Below are 14,148 nucleotides of genomic sequence, written 5' to 3'. Positions count from 1 at the left end.
GCGGCCGAGAATGGCGCCAGATTGCTCGAGGGTTCGGGCGAAATGGCCAAGGCGAATGTCGAAGCCCTGCTCGCCTCCTCGGACATAACGGTGAGCGGGATCGAGGCGCTTGGCCGCGAAACGGTGGAGTTTGGCCGCAAGAGCTTCAACGACGCGTCGAGTGCCTGGAAGCGGCTCGCCGCGTCCGGCTCGCTCGCCGACCTTGTCAAGCTTCAGAGCCATTACGCCTGTCTTGGCTTCGAGAGCCTCGTGGCCGAGAGCTCGAAGCTGTGCGGCGCGGTCCTGACGTTGAGCGAGGAAGCCGCCTTGCCGATCGCGAGGCGCTATTCCGCGACCATCGAGCAAGTGAGGTCCTACCGCCGCTGAGGTCGCCGGATCATGAGCGGACGGCCCAGATGCGGTCGATGCACGCTGCGTTTGATTTTTTGCAATTGCGAACAACCATATTGCAACGCACAAGCGGCCTGCCTTTCAGGCATCCTCTCCTAACAACTTTCGGCCAGTCCTTCGGGGCTGGCCTTTTTTTTGGGCTGGGGTAGGATCGCCCGGCTACAGCCTGGGGACATTACAAAATAAAAGCTGGAGAGATGCCGCCGGTCAGACCGGTGCGTGCCTGGCTGTAGCACTCTTCCCCAGTTCGGAATGAGCTGCGGGAATGCGGTTGCCGCGCAGGCTCTCGATTGTAGCCGGCGAAGGAGAGGAAACGGAGGCGGCGGACCCGCGCACTCCTGTCCCTGCTCCTCCTGCGTAGCGGCAATACGCACCCTTGTCTGCTCAGGCGAGTTGCGCCAAACCGACGCGCCAAGAGGATCAAGCAGAGGAGTCGCCCGGGATGTCCGATCAGGAGCCGCTCAACATTCATGACGAAGCGATCAGGCGCGCCGAGGAAATCGGGCAGGCAGCCGCGCTCGAAGTGCGGGAGGCGGAGCGCGAAGGATGTTTCTCGCTGGCGCTGCGCGACATGGTTCACCGGGCCGAATTCCACAAGATGCTGCGCCCGCGGCGGTACGGCGGCTATGCGATCGGCCCCTACACCTTTTCTGAGATCGTGCGTACCGTCGCGCGCTATAATGCGTCCGCCGCGTGGCTGGTCTATTTCACCATCCTTCACGAGCAATGGGTCGCCTATCTGCCGCCCGAAGGCCGCCAGGAGATTTACGACAGCGACGGCTTCACCGCCGACATCTTCTTCCCGGTCGGGAAGGTCGAATATGTCGATGGCGGGGTGAGCCTCTCGGGCCAATGGAATTTCGGCAGCGGCGTGCTGTGGGACGAGTGGATCGGGCTCGGGGCGATCGCCGACGTTCCCGGCTTCGGGCCGCAGCCTTGCCTGGTCGCGGTCAACACCAAAGAGATCGAGATCATCCGCAATTGGGATCCGTTCGGGCTGCGCGGCACCGGCAGCCATGGCGTGAAGGCCGAGGGCGTGTTCGTGCCCTGGCGGCGTGTGCTTCCGCTTGGCCACGTCAAGCAGAAGAACGAGCCGCTCGGCGGCGACTGGGCGCGCGAGGATGCGCCGATCTACCGTATGCCGTTCATGCCGAGCTTCTGCCTCGGCTTCAGCGCGATCTCGGTCGGAGTGGCCGAGCGAGTCGTCAAGGACACCAAGCGCCGGATCCAGGAGCGCCAGCGTGTGCTTTATGGAGTCAAGGATTGGGAATCGCCGGTCACTCAACGCAACGTCGGCGATCTGATCATCAAATATGACGGCATCGAGGCGTTGCACAATCGCTATATCCAGCAATTGGAAGACTGGGCCGCAACCAATACCCCGGTGGTTTCCGAAGCCGAACGGATGCGCCCGAGTGCCTGGCGCGCATCGGTCTGCCACCAGGCGTCGGAGCTTGCATTGCAGGCGCTGGAGATGATGGGCGGTTCGGCCGCCTACACCGGTGATCCGCTCGAGGTCGCAGCGCGCGATCTGTTCATGCTGCGCATCCACGTCACGCAATTGTACGACGATGTCGTGCTCGGCTTCGGCCGTGCCGAATATGGTTTGAGCGGCCATCCGTTGGTGTAGACTCCCCGCTCGACAGCGCGTCGAGAGGGAGGGTCGAGGATGAACGCCAGCCTCGCTGCCCCATCCGAGAGCAGGCCGGGCGGCACCCAGGGTAGTGCCCCCGCGAAGCATCCACGCCTGACCTTGGCGGCGACGATCCTCGCCTCCACCCTCGCCTTCGTCGACGGGTCGGTCCTGAACGTCGCGCTGCCGGCGCTCGCGGCGAGCTTCGATGCTTCGCCGGCGGAGATCCAATGGACGATCAACGCCTATATGCTGCCGCTGAGCGCGCTGCTGCTGTTCGGCGGCGCGGCGGGAGACCGGTTCGGGCGGCGGCGCCTGCTGCTGCTCGGCATCATCCTGTTCACCCTCGCCTCCCTCGCCTGCGCGCTCGCGCCGAGCCTCGAGGTGCTGCTCGCCGGACGCGCGGTGCAGGGGATCGGCGCCGCGCTGCTGATGCCGAATAGCCTCGCGATCCTCGGCGCGACGTTCGCCGGCGAGCATCGCGGCCGCGCGATCGGGACTTGGGCGGCGGTCGCTGCGATGGCCGCGGCGATCGGGCCGCCGCTCGGCGGCTGGATGATCGATGCCATCGGGTGGCGCTCGATCTTCCTCCTCAACCCGCCGATCGCCCTCGCGGCGATCGTCCTCGCTCTGCGCTATGTCGAGGAAAGCCGTGGCGATCCGGGCGTTCGGCTGGACTGGCTCGGTGCCGGGCTCGCAACCGCCGCGCTCGGCACCTTGACCTGGGGCCTGACCCTCTGGTCGTCGCACCGCATGTTCGGCCCGCTCTCCGCCGCCGCAACGGCGGCCGGCGCATTGCTCCTCTTGCTGTTCGTGCTGGTCGAGCACCGGCGCGGCGATCGGGCGATGATGCCGCTCGGCCTGTTCGGCTCGTCCAATTTCATCGGGCTGAGCCTGCTGACTCTATTCCTGTACGGTGCGCTCGGCGGGCTGTTCGTGCTGCTGCCGTTCGTGCTGATCCGATCGGGCTATAGCGCGATGGAGGCCGGGCTGGCGTTGCTGCCCTTCCCTCTCATCATCGCGCTGGGCTCGCGATTCATGGGCAGACTCGCCGAACGGATCGGCCCCAAGGCGCCGCTGACGATCGGCTCGCTGGTTGCCGCGGCCGGTTATCTGCTGCTGATCAGAATCGACACTGAGGTCGACTATTTCAGCACGGTCTTCCCGGCGATCGTGGTCCTGTCGTTCGGCATGGCCGGCGCGGTCGCGCCATTGACGACGGCGGTGCTGGGCTCGGTCGATGCGCGCTACACAGGCACCGCCTCGGGCTTCAACAGCGCGGTCTCGCGCACCGGCGGGATGATCGCGACGGCGCTGGTCGGCGCCGTGATCGCGAGCCACGGCGCGGCATTGCTGTCGTCCTTCCGCTTTGCCGCTGGCATCGGCGCCGGCCTCGCGCTTGCCGCCGCCGCCAGCGCCCTCTTGCTGCTGCGCGCGAGCGCGCGTGATGATCGCTTGCCAGCAAACGAGCGAAGCTGAACAAGTCCGGGGATGAACCGCGTCTTCCTCGAGCTCAACGACATTTCGAAGCACCATAAGGGCATGGCGGCGCTCGACCATGTCAGCCTCTCGATCAAAACCGGGACGTTCGTCGCGCTGGTCGGTCCGTCCGGGTCCGGCAAGACCAGTCTGCTCAAGGCGATCAACCGCCTGATCGAGCCGGACGAAGGCTCAGTCACGATCGACGGCGTCGAGGTGCGCCAGGTGCCGGTCGCGGCGCTGCGCCGCGCGATCGGCTACGCGTTCCAGGGGATTGGGCTGTTCCCGCATATGACGGTCGCGGAAAATATCGCGCTGGTGCCGCGGCTGACCGGAATTGCGGAAGCGCAGCGCGCCGCGCGGGTCGCCGAATTGCTCGACTTGGTCGCGCTGCCCCAGGATTTCGCGCCGCGTTACCCGCACGCGCTCTCCGGAGGCCAGGCGCAGCGTGTCGGCCTGGCGCGAGCGCTGGCCGCGCAGCCGCGGCTGATGCTGATGGACGAGCCGTTCGGCGCCCTCGACCCGGTCACGCGAGACGAGCTCGGCGCCGCCTATCGCGCGCTCCACGACCGCCTCGGCCTGACGACGATCATGGTCACGCACGACATCAGCGAAGCCTTGCTGCTCGCCGACCGGATCGTGGTGCTGATCGCCGGCACGATCCGCGCCGACGCCCCGCCGGCGACGCTGATCGGCGGCCATGACGATCCGGCCGTACAGGCGCTGATCGACGTGCCCAAGCGGCAGGCAGCGCGGCTCGCCGCGCTTGGCCAGCGCTCATGAGCCCGGCGCTCGCGCAAGCACTCGCCGATCTGCCAAGCCTGATCCGCGCGCATGTCGTGCTGAGCGGTGCATCGCTGGGCATCGCAATCCTGGTCGGCCTGCCGCTCGCCTTGCTCGCTTCCACCGATCGCCGGTTGCGCGTTCCGCTGCTCGCCGTCACTGGCCTCGTCCAGACGATCCCCGCGCTGGCGCTGCTCGCGCTCTTCTATCCGATGCTGCTGCTCGTGGGCGATGTCACTGGAATGGCGCTGCCCGCGCTCGGCTTCCTGCCCGCGCTGATCGCGCTCAGCCTCTATGCCTTGCTCCCGATCGTCCGCAACTCGATCGCCGCGTTGCAGAGCCTCGATGCCGACATCATCGAGGCCGCCGACGGCGTCGGCATGACCCGCCGGCAGCGCCTGCTGCTAGTCGAGATGCCGCTCGGCGCGCCGGTGGTCCTCGCCGGCATCCGCACTGCGGCGGTGTGGACGATCGGCGCTGCGACGCTCGCCACCACGGTGGGCCAACCGAGCCTCGGCAATCTCATTTTTTCGGGGCTGCAGACCGAGAATTGGGTGCGCGTGCTGGTCGGCTGCGCCGCTTCGGCCGCACTGGCGCTGATTGCCGATGCGCTGCTCGCGCTGATCGAAACGGGGCTCGCCCGCCGCTCGCGCCGTCGGCTCGGTTTTGGGTTGGGCTTGCTCACCGCAGCACTGGCGACCGCGCTGATCGCCGGCGCATCGAGAGGCGCAGCGCAGCAGACGATCGTCGTCGGCGCCAAGAATTTCTCTGAGCAATATATCCTTGCGAGCCTGATCGAGGACCGGCTCGCGGCGGCGGGCTATCGGGTCGAGCGGCGCGACGATCTCGGCTCGGCGGTCGCCTATCGTGCGCTCGCGGCCGGCGATGTGGATGTCTACGTCGACTATACCGGCACCTTGTGGACCAACGTCCTCGGCCGCAGCGACACGCCGCCGGCGGCGGCGATGCGTGCGGCACTGACCCGCGATCTTGCCGCGCGCGATGGCGTGCGCCTCCTCGGGCCGCTCGGCTTCGAGAATGCCTATGCGCTGGCGATGCGCCGTGAGCGCGCGCGTAGCCTCGGCATCACCTCAATCGCGGACCTCGCCCGCGCCGCGCCGCGCCTCCGCCTGGCGAGCGACATCGAATTCCTCAGCCGGCCCGAGTGGCGCTCGGTGGAACGCGCCTATGGCCTGCGCTTCGCCGACCAAAGATCGTACAATCCGACCTTCATGTATCGCGCGATCGCCGACGGCAGCGCCGACGTGCTGTCGGCTTTTTCATCCGACGGCCGGATAGAGGCGCTCGGGCTCGTCACGTTGAGCGATCCGCGCGGGGCGCTGCCCAATTATGATGCAGTGCTGCTGCTTTCGCCGCGGGTTGCGAGCGACGCGCGCCTGGCCAGCGCGCTACGGCCGCTGATCGGCGTGATCCCAATCGAGACGATGCGGCGCGCCAATCTGATGGTCGATCGCGATGCCGACAAGGCGACGCCGCAGCAGGCCGCGCGCTGGCTGCTCGCGCGCATCGATGCGCCGCGCTGACAAACGCGCCGAAATCGCTGCTTCGATCGACCAGGATCAAGCGGCCGCTTGATTGAGGCGGGCCTTTCGCCTTAGCTGCACATCTTGACCGTCAACGCCTTCTCCTTGACTGCCGCCCGCGCCCGAGCGCCGATCGCGATCGCCGCCTCAGCCATCGTCTGGCTGGCGATGCTGATCGGCGGCGGCCGCGGTTCGGCGCTCGACGTTGCGCTTGCGCGCGCGCTCTATGTCGGCGGCAACGACACTTTGACGCGCAACGCGATCCTGTTCACCGAGATCGGCAGCGGCGTCGTGCTGCTCCCGCTCGCGCTGCTCGTCACTGCTTTCCTGGCGTGGCGGCGGCGGCGGCGGGCGGCCCTGTTCCTGATCATGGTGATCGGGGGGCGCTTCCTGGTCGAGCTGCAGAAGGCGGTGATCGCGCGACCCCGGCCCGACGAATCGCCGCACCTCGCCGCTGTCCATTCGCTCGCCTTCCCGAGCGGGCATGCCGCCAATGCGATGATCACCGCCCTCGCGATCGCACTGCTTCTCCCGGTTCGGCAGCGCAATCGCGCGATCGCGGTCGGCATCGGCATCGCGCTCGCGCTCCAGATCGGCGCGAGCCGGGTGATGCTTGGCGTGCATTGGCCGAGCGACGTGGTCGGCGGCTGGGCGTTCGGGCTGATGTGGGTGATCCTCTGCATGCGGCTCGCCAGCGTCAGGCCCGATACCGAAGCCGTCACGACTCGCTAGATCGGCCGTCCTCACGGAAATTTGAGGTGGGTCGGGGAACGGCCGCGCCGCTCCGCGATTGTCTCGGCAAAGGAGAAGAGACATGGAAAATCCGCGCACCGACGCCGCCAGGAGCCATGACGACAAGGACATCATCGACGAGGCCACCGACGAAAGCGGCGTGCATTTCGGCGGCTCGAGCGGCGGCAATCTCCAGCGCGACATCGGCTCGCGCGCGGAAGCGAAGGCACCCGAGCGAGGCGAGGAGATCGAACGTGTCCGCGACAAGGACAAGCCCGAGGAGGCCGATCTTCCGCGCTACAACGAGCGCTGAAGTGATTTCTAGTCAGGTGGGAGCACCTGACGGCTCGGAAATCACGGAAAACAAAAGGAAAGCAAGACTCAATCCCGGTTCAACCAACCGGGATTGAGTCTAGAGCAAGCGCGCAGCAGGATTGTCTATAGGCGCCGGAAAACGAGCATGAGGTTGTTGGCCGGCATCTCGACGAGGCGTTCGAATCGCAAGCCTTGCGTTTCCGCCTCGGCCGTGACGATGGCGACATCGCGCAGGCCCCAGTCCGGGTTACGCGCACGCAGCGACTGATCGAACGCGAGGTTGCTTGGGGCGGTCGGCACGCCCTCGCGCAGATAAGGCCCGTAGAGGACCAGCGGCGCCCCGCTCGGAAGCAACCGCGCCGCGCCGCGCATCAAGCCCTGCGTCGCCTGCCAACGGCTGATGTGGACCATGTTGGTGCACAAGATCGCGTCGGCGCGGGCCACCGGCCAGGGCTGCCCCTCGGCGTCGATCCGCAGCGGTGCCTCGAGATTGTCGAGTCCTGCTTGCTCGCGCCATGCATCGATCGCGGCCAACGCCTCCCGATCGGGGTCGCTCGGCTGCCAACGCAGCTTGGGAAAGCATTCGGCGAAGAATGCCGCATGCTCGCCCGTCCCGCTCGCCAGCTCGAGCACCAGCCCCTGCTCGGGCAGGACATTGCGCAAGACCTCGGCAATCGGCTCGCGGTTGCGGCGCGCGGCCGGCGAAGAAGGCGGCTGATGCAATGTCTCTGCGGTCCCTTTATTCCGCCGCCTGCGCCCGCTCGGGCTCGCGATAGACGAGCACCGGCTTACGCGCCGCCTGGGTCTCGTCGAGCCGGCGGCGGGGGGCGTGGACCGGCGCCGCCTTGAGCGCGCGATCGCCGCTCTTGGCCCGTTCGGCCACCGATCGCATCGCGGCGATGAACTGGTCGAGCGCGGCCTTGCTCTCGGTCTCGGTCGGCTCGACCAGCATCGCGCCGTGGACGACGAGCGGGAAATACATCGTCATCGGGTGGAATCCCTCGTCGATCAGGCCCTTGGCGAGATCGAGCGTGGTGAAGCCTTCCGCGAAACCCTGATCGCTGAACAACGCCTCGTGCATGCACGGGCCGCTGTCTCCGAACGGCGCGTCGAGCACATCGTCCAATTGGCGCAGCACATAATTGGCGTTGAGGACGGCGTCGCCCGAGACCTGGCGCAGCCCGTCGGCGCCGTGGCTGAGGATATAGGCAAGCGCGCGCGTGAACATGCCCATCTGCCCGTGGAACGCGACCATGCGGCCGAAGGTCGAACCATGATGCTCCTCGGCGCTCTCTTCCTCGACGAGGGCATAGCTCTCGCCGCGCCGCTCGACGAAGGGCAATGGCGCGAACGGCGTCAGCGCCGCCGAGAAGACCACCGGTCCCGAGCCCGGCCCGCCGCCGCCATGCGGAGTCGAGAAGGTCTTGTGGAGGTTGATGTGCATCGCATCGATGCCCAGGTCCCCCGGCCTGACCCGGCCGACGATCGCGTTGAAATTCGCGCCGTCGCAATAGACCAAGCCGCCGGCAGAGTGGACCGCCTCGGATATGGCGATCATGTCCGGCTCGAACAGGCCACAGGTATTGGGATTGGTGATCATCACCGCCGCGACATCGGGGCCGAGGCGCTGCTTGAGCGCATCGAGATCGACACGCCCGCGCGCGGTCGCCGGGATGTTCTCCACTCGATAGCCGGCGAAGGCGGCCGTTGCGGGGTTGGTGCCATGGGCGCTCTCCGGGACCAGGATCACCTCGCGCGCGTCGCCGCGCGCCTCGAGCGCCGAGCGGATCGCGAGCAGCCCGCACAATTCTCCATGCGCGCCGGCCTTCGGGCTCATCGCTACGCTGTGCATGCCGGTCAGCTTGACCAGCCATTCGCCGAGGATCGCAATCACCGCGAGCGCGCCTTTGACCGTATCGACCGGCTGCAGCGGATGGATGTCGGCGAAGCCCGGCAGGCGCGCGATCTTCTCGTTGAGCCGTGGATTATGCTTCATCGTGCATGATCCCAGCGGGAACAGGCCAAGATCGATCGCATAATTCTGCCGGCTGAGGCGCGTGTAATGGCGCACCGCCTGAGGCTCCGAAAGGCCCGGAAGACCGATCGCCCTGTTGCGCTCGAGCCCGCCGAGCCGACGCTCCGACTGGCGCACCGGCTCGATGTCGACGCCGGTCCCATCCTCGGCATCCATCTCGAAGATGAGCGGCTCCTCGAGCATCAGCGCGCGATTGCCAGTGAAGGTCGCGGGCGCCTCGACATCATCTGCCTCAGGGCGCGTCGGCCGTCCTTCGCGGTTCATGCTCATGCTTCATTCTCCGAGCCCAAGGTTTCGGTCAGCGCGGCGGCCAGCGCCTCGACATCCTCATCGGTGACGATTTCCGTGACCGCCACGACAAGGCCGTTGGCGAGCGCCGGCTCGTCCGGAAACAGCCGCCCGAGCGAGACTCCGCCAAGCACGCCCTTGTCCGCCATCGCGCGGACCACCGGCCGCGCCGGCCGGCTCAGCCGCAATGTGAATTCGTTGAAGAACGGGCCGTTCACCAGCTCGACGCCGTCGACCCGGCTCAGCCGCTCGGCGGCGGCGGCCGCGCGATCATGGTTGACCTCGGCGAGCTGCCGCAGGCCGTTCTCGCCAAGCAAGGTGAGGTGGATCGAGAAAGCGAGCGCGCACAAGCCGCTGTTCGTGCAGATGTTCGATGTCGCCTTCTCGCGGCGGATATGCTGCTCGCGGGTCGACAAGGTCAGCACGAAACCGCGCCGCCCGTCGGCATCGACCGTCTCGCCGGCCAGCCGCCCCGGCATCTGCCGGACATATTTCTCGCGCGTCGCGAACAGCCCGACATAGGGCCCGCCGAAATTGAGCCCGACACCGATCGCCTGGCCCTCGCCGACGACGATGTCGGCGCCCATTTCGCCGGGCGATCGCAGCAGGCCGAGCGCGACCGGTTCGGTGACCACCGCGATCAGCAGCGCGCCCTTGGCATGGGCGCGTTCCGCCAGCGCCGACAGATCGAAGACATGGCCCAGGATGTTGGGATATTGGACGACGACCGCACTGGTCTCTTCGTCGATCGCCGCGAGCAGGCGTTCGCTGTCGTCGCCGGGAGCGCCGTCGGTGAGCGCGGGCATTGCGATATCGAGCCGGTCGCCGGTGAAGCGCGCCATCGTCCTGGCGACGGCGACATAATGCGGATGGAGGCCGGCGGAGAGGAAAGTCTTGTCCCGCCGGGTGATCCGCCGCGCCATGCTGATTGCCTCCCAGCAGGCGGTCGAGCCGTCGTACATCGAGGCATTGGCGACGTCGCATCCGTAGAGGCGCGCCACCTGCGTCTGGAATTCGAACAGCGCCTGCAGCGTGCCCTGGGCGATCTCGGGCTGATAGGGCGTGTAGCTGGTCAGGAACTCGCCGCGCTGGATGAGGTGATCGACGCTCGCCGGAATATGGTGCTTGTAGGCGCCGCAGCCGAGGAAGAACGGCGCCTCTCCGGCGGCCAAATTCTGCCGCGCCAGCGCCCCGAGCTGCCGCTCGACGGAAAGCTCGCTGGCATGATCGGGCAGCCCCTCGATCGCGCTGCCGAGCCGCGCTGCCTCGGGCACGTCGACGAACAGATCGTCGATCGAGCCGGCACCGATCGCTCGGAGCATCTCCTGCCGGTCGGCTTCGGCAAGCGGAAGGTAACGCATTCAGGACTCCCTTTGTGGGGCGGAAAAGTGATCGGACCCGCTCATGCCGGCTTCACCATCGTGAAGCGCAGCCGGACATAATCGGCGAACCAGCTGCCGTCCGGCCGGCGGAGCTTCGGCGCGAGGCGCTGCTCGATCGCTTCGGCGACGACGGCGCGTTGCTCGTCCGGAACGCGCGCAACGTCGAGCCAGCCGGCGCGGAATGTCTTCACCCAGGCGGAGACGCCATCCGGCAGATCGGTCTCGCGCGGAATGAGATTGGCCTGGATGCCGGTGAAACCCGCGCCGGCATAGACCCGCGAAAAGTCTTCGGGGGTCGGATAATATTGCGAATCCTGCGCGGGCAGCGAATAGCCCCGCGCGATCAGCTCGTCCCTGATCCCCTGGCGCAGGATCGCGACATTGCCGGCGCCGCCGAGCTCGCCGACGAACCGCCCGCCCGGCTTGAGCGCGCGAAAGGCACCGGCGGCCACCGCATCGGCATCCGGCATCCAGTGCAGCGCGGCATTCGAAAAGACGGCATCGAACTCGGCATCGAAATCGAGCGCCTGGCCATCGGCGAGACGGGCATCAAGCCCGCGCGCGCGGGCCGCCGCGACCATCTCCTGGGACGCATCGACGCCGACAACCGTCGCCCCGGTTTCGACGATCCGCTCGGTGAGCACGCCGTCACCGCAACCCAGATCGAGGATCCTCTCGCCGGGCCGGGGGTCGAGCAGCGCCAGCACCGGCGCCCCAAGCGCGGGCACGAAGCCGGCGTGGCGGGCATAATCCGAAGCAGACCAGCGCGAGGCGGAAGCGGCTGTCATTGGCTTTCGCAAAACGCCTTATATTGATCGGCATCCATCAGCCCGCCGAGCTCCTCGGGGTCGCTGAGGCGAAGCCTGTAGAACCAGCCTTCGCCCTCGGCATCGCTGTTGACCAGCGCCGGATCGTCGACCAGGGCCTGATTGCCCTCGATCACCGTGCCGCTCGCCGGCGCATAGACGTCCGACGCCGCCTTGACCGATTCGACCACGGCCACCTCGCCGCCCCTGCTGACCGCCGCACCGGCTGCAGGAACCTCGACGAACACGATGTCGCCGAGCTGGGCCTGCGCAAAATCGCTGATCCCGACCGTCGCGACGTCGCCGTCGACACTGATCCATTCATGTTCCTTGGTGAAGTAGACGGTCATCAAGCGGCTCCTTTGCGGTGGTAGCGGTGCGGAACGAAAGGCAGCGCCACGACCCGGGCGTCGAACAGCTTGGCGCGCTGGCTGAGCTTGATCGCGGTTCCGGGCGCGGCCATCGCCAGCGGCACATAGGCCATTGCGATCGGCGCCTCGAGCATCGGCGAGAAGCCGCCGCTCGTGACTCTTCCGACCTCGCTGCCTTCATCGTCGACCACGATCGCGCCCTCGCGGACCGGCTGACGGCCTTCGACGGCAAGCCCGACACGGCGGACGATCGGACCCTGCTCGAGCTCGCTCAGGATGCGCGCGGCGCCCGGGAAGCCGCCTTCGGCGCGGCGGCGCTTCGAGATTGCGAAGGCGAGATCGGCTTCGATCGGGGTGGTGCGCTGGTCGAGATCGTGCCCGTAGAGCGGGAGCCCCGCCTCGAGCCGCAGCGAATCGCGGGCGCCCAGCCCGACCGGTTTCACCTCCGGCTGATCGGCGAGCAGATCGGCGATCCGCTCCGCATCGCGCGCGGCGACGGAGATTTCGAAACCGTCCTCGCCGGTATAGCCCGAGCGGCTGATCCAAGCCGGGCTTCCGTCGAGCTGGAACAGCGCGGCGGTCATGAAGTCGAGCGCCTCGGTGCCCGGCGCGAGGCGCGCGATCACCGCGCCGGCCTGGGGGCCCTGCAACGCGAGCAGCGCCTGCTCCTTCATATGATCGACAACGACTCCGGGGAGCCGGGCCTGCAGATAGGCGATGTCCTGTTCCTTGGTCGCGCCGTTGACGACCATGTAGAAATGGTCGCCGCGCCGCGTGACCATCAGATCATCGACGATGCCGGCTTCCTCGTTGAGCAGCAAAGAATAGCGAAGCCGCCCTTCCTTGAGCAAAGCGATATCGGCCGGAAGCAGGCTCTCAAGCGCGGAATCGAGGTAGCGGCCGGCGATATGGAGCTGGCCCATGTGGCTGACGTCGAACAGGCCCGCGGATTCGCGGGTCCAGCGATGTTCGGCGATGATCCCTTCATATTGGACCGGCATGGCATAGCCGGCGAACGGAACCATGCGCGCGCCATGCGCCCGATGCCAGCCATCGAGGGGGAGAATCTTCTCGGCTTCGGCCATATCGTCTCCAGCGTCAGTCGTCAGCAGCATCGGAACGCGGTCCGCGCCGGACCGTGCCAATCTCCAATGCCCCCTCTGTCGCTGGCCCTGAGAGCTTTCGCGCGCCTTATCGGCGGCTTACCCCTTCGGTGGGATGCTCGCGCATCCGCTTTCCAGAGTGTCTTATGGCCGGGCGGTCCTTCGTACCTGAGAGATTCCGGGGCGGTTGCTCCTTCGGCGGCGGTGGGCCTTGCGGCCCGCCACGCTCTCCCGCGCGGTCACCCGGCGATGTGCTGCCGGCGACGTGGCTGCTGTGGCGAGCCGCCCCGCCGGAGTCAATTCGTTACAGTGATTTCAAGTCAGGTGGCATCACCTGACGACCCGGAAATCACGGAAAACAAAAGAAACTTAGACTCAATCCGGTTGAGGGATTGAGTCTAAGCATGATCAATTGGCAGCGGCGCGACGCGCGCGCGGGGCGACGGCAATCGCCGGTCGGCTTTAGCGCCGCGCGTTGTAGACGAGCTGCTCTGGTGTCAGCTGGAAACCGACCAGCAGCTCGAAGCTGGCGCGGCTGACGGCGGCGCGCACCTTCGGATCGGACATCGGATCGAGCGCCGCATCGGCGTCTCCCGGCTTTCGCTCGCGCGTGATCTCGCGGCGGATGTCGTCGGGCAACGTCGCCGCCGAGCGCAGCACCTGGGCACTGGCCGAGCCGGCGCTGCTCGCGCGCAGCGCACCGTCGGCGAAATGAAGCGCGACCCGTCCAAGCCGCTTCGAGACGACGTTGCTGCCGCCCTGAACGACCGTCGCGAAATAGGGGAGCACCACGTCGCGCGGTCCGCTCGCGTTGCGGCGCTGCGCCTGCACCTCGAACGTCGCGTTCGAGACGAGATGCTCGGCGCCCTCGGTGCAGGTACTGCGCACGTTGGTCATCGTCGCCACCACATCGATCGCGCTCGCATCCTGGCTGGACGGCGGGTTGAACAAGGTGATGTCGCCGGTTCCGGCCGGAATCGCGACCGCGGGACAGGCGGAGCGGACGACGGTGATGCCGGCGCTCGTAAGCTCGCCCTCCCTGGAGCAACCAGCCAGCAGGAACGAGAGCAGGGCGGATCCGAGCAGGGTGGCTTTGGCCACCTTGTTCTTGGTGGCGCAGGCGTTGATCACAATCTTTCGTCCTCAAACTCAGCGGCGATGCACCGCCCTATGCGACGCCGCGGATCATAGGAAGCGGCTTTGAACGCTGCAAGCGATGACCGGCGTGGTGGTGAGCCGATCTGTGCCCGATCTGTGGACGCCGCCGCGGGTTGCGGGTAGACACCC

At 67.2% G+C, this 14,148-nt stretch carries 14 protein-coding genes and 1 riboswitch; of the genes, 7 read left to right on the top strand and 7 right to left on the bottom strand.

The genetic code is table 11. The features are described 5' to 3' along the window. The 7 genes from V6M48_RS08230 to V6M48_RS08200 all read left to right on the top strand — a co-directional run. The coding region (locus tag V6M48_RS08230; protein ID WP_332812050.1) for a phasin family protein at positions 1–366 on the top strand (366 nt) is incomplete at its 5' end. A 466-nt stretch (positions 367–832) separates the two neighbouring features. Then, positions 833–2,020 (top strand): acyl-CoA dehydrogenase family protein, encoded by a 1,188-nt coding sequence (locus V6M48_RS08225; RefSeq protein ID WP_332812049.1) that lies wholly within the window; start codon positions 833–835, stop codon positions 2,018–2,020. Between the two features lie 39 nt (positions 2,021–2,059). After that, positions 2,060–3,502 carry an MFS transporter gene (locus tag V6M48_RS08220; RefSeq protein WP_332812048.1) on the top strand — a complete coding sequence of 481 codons (1,443 nt, stop codon included), beginning with the start codon at positions 2,060–2,062 and terminating at the stop codon, positions 3,500–3,502. Positions 3,503–3,514: 12 nt separating this feature from the next. Next, positions 3,515–4,285, top strand: coding sequence for an ABC transporter ATP-binding protein (locus tag V6M48_RS08215; RefSeq protein ID WP_332812047.1), 771 nt, complete (start codon positions 3,515–3,517; stop codon positions 4,283–4,285). Next, positions 4,282–5,829, top strand: coding sequence for an ABC transporter permease/substrate-binding protein (locus tag V6M48_RS08210; protein WP_332812046.1), 1,548 nt, complete (start codon positions 4,282–4,284; stop codon positions 5,827–5,829). The genes V6M48_RS08215 and V6M48_RS08210 overlap by 4 nt, the downstream gene beginning before the upstream one ends. An 84-nt stretch (positions 5,830–5,913) precedes the next feature. Beyond that, complete coding sequence (locus V6M48_RS08205) at positions 5,914–6,561, top strand: phosphatase PAP2 family protein (RefSeq protein WP_332812045.1); 648 nt, start codon at positions 5,914–5,916, stop codon at positions 6,559–6,561. Between the two features lie 82 nt (positions 6,562–6,643). Beyond that, the gene (locus V6M48_RS08200) at positions 6,644–6,874 is read left to right on the top strand and encodes a hypothetical protein (RefSeq protein ID WP_332812044.1); all 231 of its coding nucleotides are present in this window, start codon (positions 6,644–6,646) and stop codon (positions 6,872–6,874) included. A gap of 125 nt (positions 6,875–6,999) precedes the next feature. Here V6M48_RS08200 and V6M48_RS08195 read toward each other — a convergent pair whose 3' ends face one another. The 7 genes from V6M48_RS08195 to V6M48_RS08165 form a co-directional block, all read right to left on the bottom strand. After that, complete coding sequence (locus tag V6M48_RS08195; protein WP_332812043.1) at positions 7,000–7,599, bottom strand: DUF938 domain-containing protein; 600 nt, start codon at positions 7,597–7,599, stop codon at positions 7,000–7,002. 16 nt (positions 7,600–7,615) lie between these two features. After that, complete coding sequence (gcvPB, locus tag V6M48_RS08190) at positions 7,616–9,181, bottom strand: aminomethyl-transferring glycine dehydrogenase subunit GcvPB (RefSeq protein WP_332812042.1); 1,566 nt, start codon at positions 9,179–9,181, stop codon at positions 7,616–7,618. Continuing rightward, on the bottom strand, positions 9,178–10,560 hold the full coding sequence (gcvPA, locus tag V6M48_RS08185; RefSeq protein WP_332812041.1) for an aminomethyl-transferring glycine dehydrogenase subunit GcvPA: 1,383 nt from the start codon (positions 10,558–10,560) through the stop codon (positions 9,178–9,180). The genes gcvPB and gcvPA overlap by 4 nt, the downstream gene beginning before the upstream one ends. Before the next feature lie 41 nt (positions 10,561–10,601). After that, the gene (locus V6M48_RS08180) at positions 10,602–11,369 is read right to left on the bottom strand and encodes a class I SAM-dependent methyltransferase (RefSeq protein ID WP_332812040.1); all 768 of its coding nucleotides are present in this window, start codon (positions 11,367–11,369) and stop codon (positions 10,602–10,604) included. Next, positions 11,366–11,737 carry a glycine cleavage system protein GcvH gene (gene gcvH / locus V6M48_RS08175; protein WP_332812039.1) on the bottom strand — a complete coding sequence of 124 codons (372 nt, stop codon included), beginning with the start codon at positions 11,735–11,737 and terminating at the stop codon, positions 11,366–11,368. The genes V6M48_RS08180 and gcvH overlap by 4 nt, the downstream gene beginning before the upstream one ends. Then, positions 11,737–12,873 carry a glycine cleavage system aminomethyltransferase GcvT gene (gene gcvT / locus V6M48_RS08170; protein ID WP_332812038.1) on the bottom strand — a complete coding sequence of 379 codons (1,137 nt, stop codon included), beginning with the start codon at positions 12,871–12,873 and terminating at the stop codon, positions 11,737–11,739. Before gcvT ends, gcvH begins: the two co-directional genes overlap by 1 nt. A 133-nt stretch (positions 12,874–13,006) precedes the next feature. Then, a riboswitch (glycine riboswitch) is annotated at positions 13,007–13,105 on the bottom strand. Positions 13,106–13,323: 218 nt separating this feature from the next. Beyond that, complete coding sequence (locus tag V6M48_RS08165) at positions 13,324–13,992, bottom strand: hypothetical protein (RefSeq protein WP_332812037.1); 669 nt, start codon at positions 13,990–13,992, stop codon at positions 13,324–13,326. Positions 13,993–14,148 lie beyond the last annotated feature (156 nt).

The organism is Sphingomonas sp. (genome assembly GCF_036677245.1).
In the GTDB taxonomy this organism is placed as follows: Bacteria; Pseudomonadota; Alphaproteobacteria; order Sphingomonadales; family Sphingomonadaceae; genus Allosphingosinicella.
The sequence above is the reverse complement of the archived record's forward strand: the minus strand, read 5'-3'. Positions and strand labels throughout refer to the sequence as shown.

Excerpts from the sequence above, each read along its gene's own strand:
- V6M48_RS08225 (WP_332812049.1), top strand. The coding sequence starts at position 833 with ATGTCCGATCAGGAGCCGCTCAACATTCATGACGAAGCGATCAGGCGC.
- V6M48_RS08220 (WP_332812048.1), top strand. The coding sequence starts at position 2,060 with ATGAACGCCAGCCTCGCTGCCCCATCCGAGAGCAGGCCGGGCGGCACC.
- V6M48_RS08215 (WP_332812047.1), top strand. The coding sequence starts at position 3,515 with ATGAACCGCGTCTTCCTCGAGCTCAACGACATTTCGAAGCACCATAAG.
- V6M48_RS08210 (WP_332812046.1), top strand. The coding sequence starts at position 4,282 with ATGAGCCCGGCGCTCGCGCAAGCACTCGCCGATCTGCCAAGCCTGATC.
- V6M48_RS08200 (WP_332812044.1), top strand. The coding sequence starts at position 6,644 with ATGGAAAATCCGCGCACCGACGCCGCCAGGAGCCATGACGACAAGGAC.
- gcvPB (WP_332812042.1), bottom strand. The coding sequence starts at position 9,181 with ATGAGCATGAACCGCGAAGGACGGCCGACGCGCCCTGAGGCAGATGAT.
- gcvPA (WP_332812041.1), bottom strand. The coding sequence starts at position 10,560 with ATGCGTTACCTTCCGCTTGCCGAAGCCGACCGGCAGGAGATGCTCCGA.
- V6M48_RS08180 (WP_332812040.1), bottom strand. The coding sequence starts at position 11,369 with ATGACAGCCGCTTCCGCCTCGCGCTGGTCTGCTTCGGATTATGCCCGC.
- gcvH (WP_332812039.1), bottom strand. The coding sequence starts at position 11,737 with ATGACCGTCTACTTCACCAAGGAACATGAATGGATCAGTGTCGACGGC.
- gcvT (WP_332812038.1), bottom strand. The coding sequence starts at position 12,873 with ATGCTGCTGACGACTGACGCTGGAGACGATATGGCCGAAGCCGAGAAG.